The organism is Achromobacter sp. GQ309 (genome assembly GCF_059759315.1).
In genome coordinates, this window is sequence record NZ_JCAXDP010000004.1 from 420,660 (window position 1) to 432,932 (window position 12,273).

Consider the following 12,273-nt stretch of genomic DNA (forward strand, 5'->3'; position numbering starts at 1 on the left):
GTTTTACCGCGTCGGGAGCTGTGCCGTAAACCGATAGCCGCTGCCGCGGACCGTTTCCACGTGCGCGTCATGGCCGCTGGGTTCCAGGGCCTTGCGCAGGCGGCGGATGTGCACGTCGACCGTGCGTTCTTCCACGAAGACGTGGTCGCCCCACACCTGATCCAGCAGCTGCGAGCGCGAGAACACGCGCTCCGGGTGCGTCATGAAGAAGTGGAGCAGACGGAATTCGGTGGGGCCGATCTGCAGGGACTGGCTGTTGCCCGACAGGCGATGCGTCACCGGATCGAGCTTCAGGCCGCCGACGTCGATGACGTCGTCCGTCAGCTGCGGCGCGCGGCGGCGCAGCACGGCCTTGATGCGGGCCATCAGCTCTTTGGGCGAGAAGGGCTTGGTGATGTAGTCGTCGGCGCCGGCCTCCAGGCCGTCCACCTTGTCCTGCTCGGAGCCCTTGGCGGTCAGCATGATGACCGGGACGGCGCGGGTGCGCTCGTCGTTGCGCAGCTTGCGCGCCATGGCCAGGCCGGAGGTTCCCGGGAGCATCCAATCCAGCAGGATCAGATCGGGAAGCTCGGCGCGGATCAGCGTCTGGGCCTGGTCGGCGTCGAAGGCGCGCAGCACCTTGTGGCCAGCGAAGGACAGGTTGACGGCGATCAGTTCCTGGATGGCGGGTTCGTCTTCGACGACGAGGATGGTGCTGGACATATCGAATTGGGCACACTTCTGAGCGCCGGCGCGGCGCGAACATTGCGATAGTATGGCCGCAATATTTCAGGTATGTGACCGCAGCGCGTCATTCGGCGGGTCCGGCACGCCGCAGGCGCGCGCCCGATAGGCTACCATTGACCGATATATCGGGAATTCACCATGCAAAACCCCTCCGAATCGCAACAATCCGCCGGTTCCGGCTCGACCTCCACGCACTTCGGCTTCCAGTCGGTCCCCGAAGGCGAAAAGGCCCGCAAGGTCGCCGAAGTCTTCCATTCAGTCGCCCAGCGCTACGACGTCATGAACGATTTCATGTCGGCGGGCCTGCATCGCGTCTGGAAGGCCTTCACCATCGGCCGCGCCGCCATCCGCCCCGGCATGAAGGTGCTGGACATCGCCGGCGGCACGGGCGATCTGGCGCGCGCGTTCGCCAAGCGTGCCGGCCCCACGGGTGAGGTCTGGCTGACCGACATCAACGATTCCATGCTGCGCGTGGGCCGCGATCGTCTCACTGACGCCGGCCTGCTGGTGCCCACCGCCGTCTGCGACGCCGAGCGCCTGCCGTTCCCCACCGCTTACTTCGACCGCGTCAGCGTGGCCTTCGGCCTGCGCAACATGACCCACAAGGACCGCGCCCTGGCCGAAATGACCCGCGTGCTCAAGCCGGGCGGCAAGCTGCTCGTCCTGGAGTTCTCGCGCATCGCCAAGCCGCTGTCGCCCGCGTACGACTGGTATTCGTTCAACGTCCTGCCGTGGCTGGGCAAGAAGATCGCCAAGGACGAGGCCAGCTATCGCTACCTGGCCGAATCCATCCGCATGCACCCCGACCAGGAGACGCTGGCCGACATGCTGCGCACCGCCGGCCTGGAGCGGGTGCAATATTTCAACCTGACAGCGGGCATCGCCGCGCTGCACGAAGGCGTCCGTCTGGGCTGACGCCCGGCGACCACGGCGGATTTCGCCGTCCCGCGGGGAACTTGTGGGGCGGCGGCTTGTCCGTTATTCTTACGCCATTCAGATTACTGTAAGAAAAGTCGCGCAGATGGTTTCGCGTATTGCGAGGCCCTCCCGTTGCTCGGGGCAGCGGGGGCGCGAGTACGAGGGAGCAAATCTATGTCCAAATTCTGTCTTTCGCGCTTTGTCGCGGCAGCGCTCATCGCCGTTTCGGGCGCTGCGCTGGTGACGGCGTCGTTTGACGCCGAAGCCCGTCGCGCCGGCGGCGGCGCCAGCGTGGGCCGTCAATCCTCCAATGTCACGACGCAGCGCCAGGCCACCACGCCGCCGGCTGCCAACAGCAACACCGCAGGCGCCACCGCCGCGCCGGCAGCCGCCGGTGCCGCAACGGCCGGCGCAGCGGGCGCCGCCGCCAAGAGCGGCGCTTCTCGTTGGTTGGGCCCCATCGCCGGTATCGCCGCCGGTCTGGGTATCGCCGCGCTGCTCTCCAGCATGGGCCTGTCGGGCGCATTCCTGGAATTCCTGTCGTCCGCGCTGCTGATCGCCGCTGTTGTCTTTGCCGTCATGTTCATCATCCGCCGCCTGCGTGGCGCCGGTCCGCGCACTGCCACCCAGGGCGCATTTGGCGGCAACAACAACGCCTCGGGCCAGCAGCAACAGCAGCCGATGTGGCGTGAAGCGCTGAAGCCGGGCGCCGCCGCGCCCGCAGCCGCCGCACCGGTGGCCGCCGCTCCCATCGAGCCGCCGGCCGTCCTGCCCAAGGCGGGCGATGACAACAACTGGTTCGTGCCGGGCGATTTCGATACGCCGGCCTTCCTGAAGCAAGCCAAGGAACAGTTCGTCCGCATCCAGGCCGTCTGGGACAGCGGCAGCACCGACGGTCTGCGTGAATTCCTGACCGACGACCTGATCACCGAACTCAAGCCGCAACTGGCCGAGCGCGGCGCGGCGCCCAACAAGACCGAAGTGGTCCTGCTGAACGCCGAGATGCTGGGCATCGAAACCGTCTCCGATGGTCACCTGGCCAGCGTGCGCTTCTCCGGCATGCTGCGCGAGGCCCCGGGCGCCGAGGCTTTCCGCTTCGAAGAAGTCTGGAACCTGTTCAAGCCGGCCAATGGCGGCTGGTTGCTGGCCGGCATCCAGCAGATCCCGGTGGAACACGCCAGCTAAACCCTGGCGGTCCGGCTCGACCGGCTCTCTGCCGCGGACGCCGTCACGGCGTCCGCATGAACCGGCCCCCAAAGGGCCGGTTTTTCCATGTGCCTTCCGCAAAACAGGCTCCCATCTAACCCGTTACACTCCCGATTTACCCATCAACTTCGGCAAGCCCTCCTGGGTCCTTGCAACCGCTCATGCTGCCTTTTTCGTTCCTGCCCACCCCCAAGCGCCTGGCCGTCAGCGCCCTCAACGCCCTGTTGCGGCGCGAGGACTGGGCGCGCGAACGCCTGGCGCGGCATGCCGGCAAGACGGTGCGTTTCGTCATGGGCGGCTTCACACTGGGCCTTTCGATCGATAGCGACGGGCTGGCGGACCAGGCCGATCCGGCCGTGGTGCCCGATGTCACGCTGACCGTGTCGCCAGACAAGCTGCCGTTGCCGCGTCTGGGCGCGGGGCACGACAAGCCCGACTTCGCCGAGGCTACGCATATATCTGGCGACGCGGCGCTGGCGCAGGTGGTCGCAGATCTGTCCAAGCAATTGCGGTTCGACCCCGAAGACGCGCTTGCCCGTGTGGTGGGCGACATCGCCGCGCTGCGCATCGTGGGCGGCGCGCGCGCGGTGGCCGGCGGGGCTCGCAATGCGGGTCAGCGGCTGGCCGAGAATGTCTCTGAATACCTGTCCGAAGAAAGCGGTGTGCTGGCGGGCCGCCCGGCCCTGGAGCAATGGCGCCTGGACCTGGCCGAACTTAACGCGCGCGCGGATGCGCTGGCGCGATCGGCGGCTGCGCTGCAAACCCGCCTGGCCTCGGCCGGCGCAAAGCGGGGCGCCTGATCCATGTTCCCCTTGCTGCGCCTCTTTCGCATCATCGTCGTCTCGCTGCGCTACGGCCTGGACGAACTTGTCCTGTCCAGCCTGAATCATCCGCTGGCCACGTGCCTGCTCCGCGTCATGCGCCTGGGCACGCGTCCGCGCTCGCCGCGCGGGCAGCGCCTGCGTCTGGCGTTGGAATCGCTGGGTCCCATCTTTGTGAAGTTCGGGCAGGTGCTGTCCACCCGCCGGGACCTGATCCCCGCCGACATCGCCAACGAACTGGCGTTGCTGCAGGATCGTGTGCCCCCGTTCCCGTCCGCCCAGGCGGCTGCCTGCATCGAGGCGGCGCTGGGTGCACCGCCCGAAAAGCTGTTCGCGCAGTTCGACGTGGACCCGGTGGCCTCGGCGTCCATCGCGCAGGTTCACTTCGCGGTGCTGCACGATGGCCGCGAGGTCGCCGTGAAGGTGCTGCGTCCGGGCATGCTCAGCATTATCGAAAAGGACATGTCGCTCTTGAAGGTCGTGGCGCGCATCATCGAGCGCCTGGGCGCCGATGGCCGGCGCCTGAAGCCGCGCGAGGTTGTCGCGGAGTTCGACAAGTACCTGCACGACGAGCTGGACCTGGTGCGCGAGGCCTCCAATTGCAGCCAGTTGCGACGCAATTTCGGCCCGGAGTCCGGCCGTGGCGACATGCTGATCGTGCCCGAGGTGATCTGGGAATACACGGCCTCCACCGTGTTCACGATGCAGCGCATGTACGGCATGCCCGTGGGCCAGGTCGAGCGCATGCGCGAAGCCGGCATCGACATTCCGACGTTGGCGCGTACGGGCGTGGAGATCTTCTTTACGCAGGTGTTCACCGACGGCTTCTTCCATGCGGACATGCACCCGGGCAACATCTACGTGTCGGACCGCCCCGGCACACTGGGCAGCTATATCGCGCTGGACTTCGGCATCGTGGGCTCGCTGTCGGAGTTCGACAAGAATTACCTCGCGCAGAATTTCCTGGCCTTTTTCCATCGTGACTATCGCCGCGTGGCGCAACTGCATATCGAATCGGGCTGGGTGCCGCCGGATACGCGCGAGGAAGAGCTGGAAGGCGCGGTGCGCGCCGTCTGCGAACCGTATTTTGACCGGCCGCTGTCGGAAATCTCGCTGGGGCAGGTGCTGCTGCGGCTCTTCCAGACCTCGCGCCGTTTCAACGTTGAAATCCAGCCGCAGCTGGTCCTGTTGCAGAAGACCCTGCTGAACGTCGAGGGACTGGGCCGTCAGCTCGATCCCAACCTCGATCTCTGGAAGACCGCAAAACCCTATCTGGAACGCTGGATGCGTCAGCGTGTCGGATTCCAGGGCTTGCGAAAAAGCCTGGAAAAAGAGGCCGTGCAGTGGTCGCAAATGCTGCCCGCCCTGCCCAGGCTGGTCCATGACCATCTGAGCCGACCCAATGTCTCGCCCGCGATGCTGGCCGAGATGATGCAGTTACGCCGCGCACAAGAGCAGAACAACCGGCTGGTTGCAGCGCTGGTTGGCGTGCTGGCGCTGGCAGTCGGGGTCGCGATATGGGCGTTGACCCGATAGGCGGCGCGATGATCTAGACCTTACTGTCATGTTTCATTCATGAAACGGTCATCATAGCTTCGCGGGAGACGGCGAAAAATAGCGCTGCGCAATTGGCAAGCAGCGCCCACGCCTATAAGAACGCGCGCGCCATTCATCAATTTTCATAGCCCCACTAGCGGGACGAATACAAGGGCAGAATATGCTTTATCCAGAACTCTTCAAGACCATGGAAGCCGTGCGATGGAACATGGCGCACGATATTCCGTGGGGCGATTTCGACCGCAGCAAGCTCTCGGACGAACAAGCCCACACGATCAAGATGAACGCCATCACGGAGTGGGCGGCGCTGCCGGCCACCGAGATGTTCCTGCGCGACAACCGCGGCGACAGTGATTTCTGCGCGTTCATGTCGGTCTGGTTCTTTGAAGAGCAAAAGCATTCGCTGGTGCTGATCGAGTATCTGCGCCGCTTCTGCCCGGACCTGGTGCCGACCGAGGAAGAGCTGCACAACGTGCGCTTTGAATTCGACAAGGCCCCTGAACTTGAAACGCTGATGCTGCACTTCTGCGGCGAGGTCCGCCTGAACCACTGGTACCGCCGCGCGGCCGAATGGCACACGGAGCCGGTGATCAAGGCGATCTACAAGACGGTGGCGCAGGACGAGGCGCGCCACGCGGGCGCCTATCTGCAATACATGCGCCGCGCGCTGCATGATCGCGGACAGGACACGAGCGCAGAGGCGCGTCTGGCGTTCTCGAAGATCGGGGTGCTGATGGCGTCGGCGGGCCGCACGCAGCAGGCGCTGCATCCGACCAATCTGCACGTGAACAAGGATCTGTTCCCGAACGATACGGTGCAGTCGCGCCTGCCGGAGCCGGGCTGGCTGGAGCACTGGCTGGATACGCAGATCCGTTTTGACGGGGTGTGGGAGCAGAAGGTGGCGACGCGGATTCTGCACATTCTGTCGAAGCTGATGGACCGCAGCTTCGAGACGGTGAAGGATCTGAACCGCTACCGGAAGGAAGTGTCGGCGCTGATCGTGCCGAAGGACAAAGAGATCATCCTGGGCGGCGCCTGATCCCTCCTATAATCGCCGCATGCCTGCCGCCCGCTTCGAATCCAAGGTCCTGTCCCGCGACGAACTCGTCGCTGCCGTTGCTGCTGGCCGTTATCCGCGGCCGCTGGTGTTTACGAACGGGGTGTTCGACATCCTGCATCGCGGGCATGCGACGTATCTGGATCAGGCGGCGCAGTTGGGGGCGACGTTGATTGTCGCCGTGAATACGGATGAGTCGGTGCGGCGGCTGGGCAAGGGCTCGGAGCGTCCGCTAAATCGCGTGGAAGATCGGGCGGCGTTGCTGGCGGCGTTGGGTTTCGTGACCGTAGTCACGTCCTTCCATGAAGACACGCCTGAGGCGCTGATCGGAGAGATCAAGCCCGATCTGATCGTCAAGGGTGGCGATTACGATATGGAGACGTTGCCGGAGACTGCGCTGGTGAAGACCTGGGGCGGACGTGCCGTTGCGATTCCATTTGAGTTTGAGCGGTCTACGACGGCGTTGGTGAAGAAGATTCAGGGCGGGTGATTAGCTTGGATTGGTCTATCGGATGAATGGAAGGCGGCCTTGATGGCCGTCTTTTCTTTTGCGCTCGGGGTTTTGGTGGTTTTGCCGGACGGCTTTTTGAGTTGTGCCGCGGGTCTTCGTAGGTCGCCCGACGCCGCGGTCACCGGGGAGGCGATCGCCCACGATTGCGGTCCGGAGCCTTCGCTCCGGACTTCCCCCTCGTCATCTTCGTCCGCCTTCGGCTCCCTTCAGATTCCCTCGGGCGCATCGACGGCGCTCGCCTCCCCGGTGACCACGACGCCGTGCTGCCAGGGTCTTTGGTTTGCGCGCTGTAAGACCTGTGGGCGGGGCAGGGGATCTGCGGGGCCGCCGAATTGCTGCCGCCCGGGCGGCGGCAATCGGCATCGAGGCGGTGGGCGTCGTGGCGGTGTGCGCTCGCGCGCTGGTGGAGACACCGGTGGCGCGACCTTGGCGCGTCACCGGTGCTCGGGTGTCACCCGTCGCCACTTGCGCCCTCAGCGCGGAGCGCGCAGCAGCCGGTTGATCGCTTCCAGGTCCGATTCCGCCAGGATGCCGCTGGTGGCCTTCAGGCGCAGGCTGGAGAGCACTGTGCTGTAGCGGGCCAGGGCCAGGTCGCGTTGAGTGGCGTAGAGCTGTTGCTGGGCGTTCAGGACGTCCAGGTTGATGCGGACGCCGACTTCGTAGCCGGTGCGGTTGGCTTCCACCGCGGCGCGGCTGGATTTTTCGCCGGCTTCCAGGGCCTGGATGCGGGCCAGGCCACTGGTGACGCCGGTGTAGTACTGGCGGGTGGCCTGGACGGCCTGGCGGCGGGCGGTTTCGTAGTCGTAGCGCGCCTTCTGTTCCAGTTCGACCTTTTCCGTGACCTGCGAGGACACGCCGCCGCCGGAGTACAGGGGGATGGAGAGGACCACGCCGATGGTGTTGTCGATGGGCTTGCCGGGGGCGGCGTTGCGCATGACGGCGTCGCTGGCGCTGCCGCTGGTGGCGCGCAGGTTCAGGGTGGGGTAGTGGCCGCTCTTGGCGATCTGGATTTCGCGGCCGGCGATGCGGGTGAGGAGTTGGGCGCGCAGGACTTCGAGGCTGGAGGTTTCGGCCTGGTTGCTCCAGTCGGCGATGCGGGCAGGCTGGGGGGCGGGAAGTTGCACGCCGTAGGGCAGTTCGGCCAGGGCGCCGGGCTGGGTGCCGATGATCTTGGCGAGTTCGTCGCGGCGCACTTCCAGGTCGTTCTGCAGGCGCAGTTCCTGGGCGACGACGAGGTCGTAGCGCGACTGGGCCTCGTAGGTGTCGGTGATGGTGGCGTTGCCGAGTTCGAAGTTGCGCTTGGCGGATTCAAGCTGGCCGGCGACGGCGGTTTTTTCGGCTTCGGTGGCGGTCAAGGTGTCCTGGGCGTACAGGACGTTGAAGTAGGCGTCGGCGACGCGCAGCAAGAGGTCTTGATAGGCCTGCTGGAGTTGCACTTCGACGTCGGCGACGATGAGCTTGGATTGCTCGAAGTTCTGCCAGCGGCCCCAGTCGAAGAGCGGCTGGGTGAGCGCTAGGTCCCACACGCCGCGGCCGCCGCTGTAGGCGTAGGACAGGCCGCGGGTGCTGCGGGTTTCCTGGTAGGCGCCGCCGGCTTCGGCGGTGATCAGGGGCAGCAGCAGGGCGCGGGCCTGGGGTTCTTTTTCGAGGCCGGCGCGGTAGTTGGCGCGCGCGGCGGCGTAGGTGGGATCATTGCCCAGCGCGGCCTGCCAGACCTGGACCAGGTTCTGGGCGGACGCGGTCAGCGGGCCGGCACTTGCGGCGCAGGTGAAAACCAGTAAAGCCGTAAGTGAGCGGACGCGCATGATCTTTCAACGATACGCCGGGCCGCCGGACGTGACGCCGGCCCCATGGGGGCCGGGCAAAAGGCGGCGAGGTCGCGGAGTTAGAACTTGAACTGCGACACCGTGACGCCGCGCAACGGCTTGATGACCGTTTCGAAGAGCTTGACGGTTTCGAAGCTGGCGGCGGTGGTGCGGGTGATGCGACAGGCGGTCATGATGGGGGCTTGGCCAACCACCACGACAAGGCGGCCGCCCACGCGCAGCTGGTACTTCAGCGCGTCCGGCACGACCGGCACGGAACCGGTGACCAGGATGGCGTCGTATTCGGTGGAGCCCCAGCCATTGCGGGCGTCGCCGGTTTCGACCTTGACGTTGGTGACGTTGTTCATCTGCAGGTTCTGCTGCGCGAAGGTCACCAGGCGGCTGTCGATTTCGACGGAGGTGACCTGTTGCGCCAGGTAGCCCAGGAGGGCGGCCTGGTAGCCGGAGCCGGTGCCGATTTCCAGCACGCAGTCGGACTTGGTCAGCAGCAGTTCTTGCGCGAGGCGTGCTTCGACCTTGGGGGCGAGCATGTTCTCGCGGGTGTTGACCGCGTTGATCTCGAGCGGCAGCTCCAGGTCGGAAAACGCCAGGCCGCGCAGGGCCGGCGGAACGAATTGTTCGCGGCGCACATCGAACAGCGCTTGCAGCACGTTGGCGTCCAGGACGTCCCACGGGCGGATCTGCTGTTCCACCATATTGAAGCGGGCTTGTTCTACGTCGGGCAGGGTCGAAGCGTTCATGACGGTCAGAAAAAACAGAGGAATCAACGGGCCATTGTACCGATTCGTAGCGTCCTGTGACGGCGCGCCCGTGCGGCAGATGTTTCAGGCGCGGCGCGGAGCCCGGAAAAGCAGACGGCGCCCCGTGGGGCGCCGTTGAGCTCAGCCGGAAAGGGACGTTACCACCAGCCGTGGAAATGGTGGACCGGGCCGTGGCCCGAGCCGACCGACAGGCGCTCGGCGTGGCGGATGGCTTCAGTCAGGTAGGCCTTGGCGCGTTTGGCGGATTCCGGTACGTCCCCGATTTGTGGCAGCAGCGCCGCCAGCGCGGCCGACAGCGTGCAGCCGGTGCCGTGCGTGTTGGCGGTGTCGATACGGTGGCCGGGCAGTTCGATCATGCGGTCGCCGTCATGCAGCAGGTCGATGGTTTCGCTGCCGGGCAGGTGGCCGCCCTTGACGAGCACCCAGCGTTCGCCGGAATGCGCCAGCTTGTTGCGCAGGCGCTCGGCGACGCGCCGCATTTCCTTGACGGTCTCGACGGGGCGCTCTTCGAGCAGCACGCCGGCTTCGGGAAGATTGGGCGTGAGCAGGGTGGTCAGCGGCAGCATGGCTTCGCGCATGGCGCCGACGGCATCGTTCTCGAGCAGCAGGTCGCCGCTCTTGGCGACCATGACCGGGTCCAGCACGATGTGCGCGGGCGTCCATTTGGCGAGCTTTTCGGCCACGACCTCGATGACGGGGCGCTGGCCCAGCATGCCGATCTTGACCGCGTCGATGCGCACGTCGGTGAACAGGGTGTCGATCTGCAGGCCGACGAAGGCGGGCGGCACCGGCGAGATGCCGGTCACGCCCTGCGTGTTCTGCGCGGTGAGCGCGGCGATGATGGCGCAGCCGTAGGCGCCCAGCGCGCTCATGGCCTTGACGTCGGCCAGGATGCCGGCGCCGCCGGACGGGTCGACGCCGGCGATGGTCAGCGCGTTGGGGATCGGACGGCCGCTGGCGGCCGGCTGGCGGGAATTCATTTTGCGGGACCGCCGGTGATCAGGCCTTCGGTGGGCGAGCTGGGCGCGCCGCTGTACAGCTTCTTGGGCATGCGGCCGGCCAGGAAGGCCTCGCGGCCGCTTTCCACGCCCTTCTTCATGGCGCTGGCCATCAGGATGGGGTCGCGCGCGCCGGCGATGGCGGTGTTCATCAGCACGGCGTCGCAGCCCAGTTCCATGGCGATGGCGGCGTCGGACGCGGTGCCCACGCCGGCATCGACCACGACCGGCACGCGAGCCTGGTCGATGATGAGGCGCAGGTTCCAGGGATTCAGGATGCCCATGCCGGAGCCGATCAGCGAGGCCAGCGGCATGACGGCCACGGCGCCCATGTCTTCCAGCATGCGGCACTGGATGGGATCGTCAGTGCAATAGACCATGACCTTGAAGCCTTCATCGACCAGCGTCTTGGTGGCCTTGAGGGTTTCGGGCATGTTGGGGAACAGCGTGTGCGGGTCGCCCAGCACTTCGAGCTTCACGAGGTCGTGGCCGTCCAGCAGTTCGCGGGCCAGGCGCAGCGTGCGCACGGCGTCGTCGGCGGTGTAGCAGCCGGCCGTGTTGGGCAGCAGCGTGAATTTCGAGGTGGGGACGTAGTCCAGCAGGTTCGGCTCGCCGGCGTTCTGGCCGATGTTGGTGCGGCGGATGGCGACGGTGACGATTTCCGTGCCGCTGGCGTCCAGGGCCGCGCGGGTCTGTTCGAAGTCCTTGTACTTGCCGGTTCCGACGAGCAGGCGCGACGAATAGGCGCGGCCGGCGATGGTGAGAGTGTCTTGTGTGGTCATGGCGGTGCTTCAAAGGGCGGGCGCGCACGATGCGAGGCCCGCGGGGGACTGGCTGACTGATGCCGAATGATAAAGCAGTCCGCCGGACGGCAGGGCCGGGCACTGGCCCGCGCGTTCCACTATTTGCGGATCGCGCGCGTCAGCGCACCCGGTCCAGGTCGGCGCAGAGGGTCTCGGCCGCGTCGATCAGCCGGGGGCCGGGCCGGTACAGCGCGTCGGCATCGACGCCATAGACGTGGCCCTGTCGCGCCGCCGGCAGGCCCATCGTCTGCCAGGCGGCCAGGTTCCTGGCCGTGTCCTCCGGGCGCGAAACGCCGGCCAGCACGGCCTCGGGCCGGGCCGCCAGCACGCCTTCCAGCGTGACCTGCGGGGCGACGATGGGCGCCTGGCCGAAGACGTTGACGCCGCCGCACAGCCGCAGCGCGTCGCTGACGATGCTGCTGTCGTTCAGGGTGTAGATGGGGTCCAGGCCGGCCTGGACGAAGACCCGCACCGGGCGGCGGCCGGCATAGCGCGCCTTCAGGGCATCCAGCCGGGCGCGCATGTCCTGCGCGGCGGCCTGCGCCACGGCCTCGGTGCCGAACAGCTGGCCCATGCGCTCGACGGCGCCGGGGATGGCGGCGAGCGTCAGCGGATCGCTGTAGAAGACGGGCACGCCCAGCTTGTCCATCACGCGCGTCAGCGGTTCGGCGGCGGACGGTTGCCAGGCGATAAGAAGATCGGGCCGGGCGGCGGCCACGCGCTCGACGTCCGGCTGCGTGCCGTCGCCGATGACGGGCAGCGCGCGCGCCGCGGCCGGATAATCGCTGCCGAGGACGGTGCCGACGATATATCCGCCCGCGCCGGCGGCGTAGATGAGTTCGGTGGCATGGGGCGCCAGCGTGACGGCGCGCCGGGCGGGGGCGTCCAGCGTGACGGTGCGGCCGCGGTCGTCCTGGACCTGGATGGCGGGGGCGCCGTGGGACAGCCGCGGAGACAGCGCCAGGGTCAATGCCACGATCGGCACAAATGTCGGCATCAACCCTGACGCCGACGTCAGGGTCAGCTTCAGCGCAACGCCGGCAGTCGTCAGGACGCGTCGAAAGGTCATGCAGCGGCTCCGTCGGGTGG

12 protein-coding genes are annotated in these 12,273 nt (G+C 66.6%); 6 read left to right on the forward strand and 6 right to left on the reverse strand.

The window, feature by feature from the left end:
* Positions 1-3: 3 nt before the first annotated feature.
* Positions 4-702 (reverse strand): phosphate regulon transcriptional regulator PhoB, encoded by a 699-nt coding sequence (gene phoB, locus AC6CIE_RS15200; RefSeq protein ID WP_006227196.1) that lies wholly within the window; start codon positions 700-702, stop codon positions 4-6.
* Between the two features lie 162 nt (positions 703-864).
* Here phoB and ubiE point away from each other — a divergent pair, with 162 nt between their 5' ends.
* The 6 genes from ubiE (at position 865) to rfaE2 (ending at position 6,775) form a co-directional block, all read left to right on the forward strand.
* Complete coding sequence (ubiE, locus tag AC6CIE_RS15205; protein WP_498092711.1) at positions 865-1,641, forward strand: bifunctional demethylmenaquinone methyltransferase/2-methoxy-6-polyprenyl-1,4-benzoquinol methylase UbiE; 777 nt, start codon at positions 865-867, stop codon at positions 1,639-1,641.
* 177 nt (positions 1,642-1,818) lie between these two features.
* On the forward strand, positions 1,819-2,829 hold the full coding sequence (locus AC6CIE_RS15210; RefSeq protein ID WP_175125160.1) for a Tim44 domain-containing protein: 1,011 nt from the start codon (positions 1,819-1,821) through the stop codon (positions 2,827-2,829).
* 182 nt (positions 2,830-3,011) lie between these two features.
* A complete protein-coding gene (locus tag AC6CIE_RS15215) occupies positions 3,012-3,650 on the forward strand; it encodes a ubiquinone biosynthesis accessory factor UbiJ (protein WP_175125161.1) in 639 nt (212 codons plus the stop codon).
* Between the two features lie 3 nt (positions 3,651-3,653).
* On the forward strand, positions 3,654-5,207 hold the full coding sequence (ubiB, locus tag AC6CIE_RS15220; protein ID WP_175125162.1) for a ubiquinone biosynthesis regulatory protein kinase UbiB: 1,554 nt from the start codon (positions 3,654-3,656) through the stop codon (positions 5,205-5,207).
* Positions 5,208-5,388: 181 nt separating this feature from the next.
* Positions 5,389-6,267, forward strand: a complete 879-nt coding sequence (locus tag AC6CIE_RS15225; protein ID WP_175125163.1) for a ferritin family protein — start codon at positions 5,389-5,391, stop codon at positions 6,265-6,267.
* A gap of 19 nt (positions 6,268-6,286) precedes the next feature.
* Positions 6,287-6,775: a D-glycero-beta-D-manno-heptose 1-phosphate adenylyltransferase gene (gene rfaE2, locus AC6CIE_RS15230; protein WP_218342237.1), complete on the forward strand. Its 489-nt coding sequence runs from the start codon at positions 6,287-6,289 to the stop codon at positions 6,773-6,775.
* 494 nt (positions 6,776-7,269) lie between these two features.
* On the opposite strand, the gene AC6CIE_RS15235 is transcribed toward rfaE2, so the two are convergent.
* The 5 genes from AC6CIE_RS15235 to AC6CIE_RS15255 form a co-directional block, all read right to left on the reverse strand.
* Positions 7,270-8,601: a TolC family outer membrane protein gene (locus AC6CIE_RS15235; protein WP_175186039.1), complete on the reverse strand. Its 1,332-nt coding sequence runs from the start codon at positions 8,599-8,601 to the stop codon at positions 7,270-7,272.
* Positions 8,602-8,681: 80 nt separating this feature from the next.
* On the reverse strand, positions 8,682-9,362 hold the full coding sequence (locus AC6CIE_RS15240; RefSeq protein WP_056327622.1) for a protein-L-isoaspartate O-methyltransferase family protein: 681 nt from the start codon (positions 9,360-9,362) through the stop codon (positions 8,682-8,684).
* A 158-nt stretch (positions 9,363-9,520) separates the two neighbouring features.
* Complete coding sequence (thiD, locus tag AC6CIE_RS15245; RefSeq protein ID WP_175125166.1) at positions 9,521-10,363, reverse strand: bifunctional hydroxymethylpyrimidine kinase/phosphomethylpyrimidine kinase; 843 nt, start codon at positions 10,361-10,363, stop codon at positions 9,521-9,523.
* On the reverse strand, positions 10,360-11,163 hold the full coding sequence (locus tag AC6CIE_RS15250; RefSeq protein WP_175125167.1) for a thiazole synthase: 804 nt from the start codon (positions 11,161-11,163) through the stop codon (positions 10,360-10,362). Before AC6CIE_RS15250 ends, thiD begins: the two co-directional genes overlap by 4 nt.
* A gap of 139 nt (positions 11,164-11,302) precedes the next feature.
* Positions 11,303-12,181, reverse strand: coding sequence for a helical backbone metal receptor (locus AC6CIE_RS15255; RefSeq protein WP_495603303.1), 879 nt, complete (start codon positions 12,179-12,181; stop codon positions 11,303-11,305).
* Between the last annotated feature and the right edge of the window lie 92 nt (positions 12,182-12,273).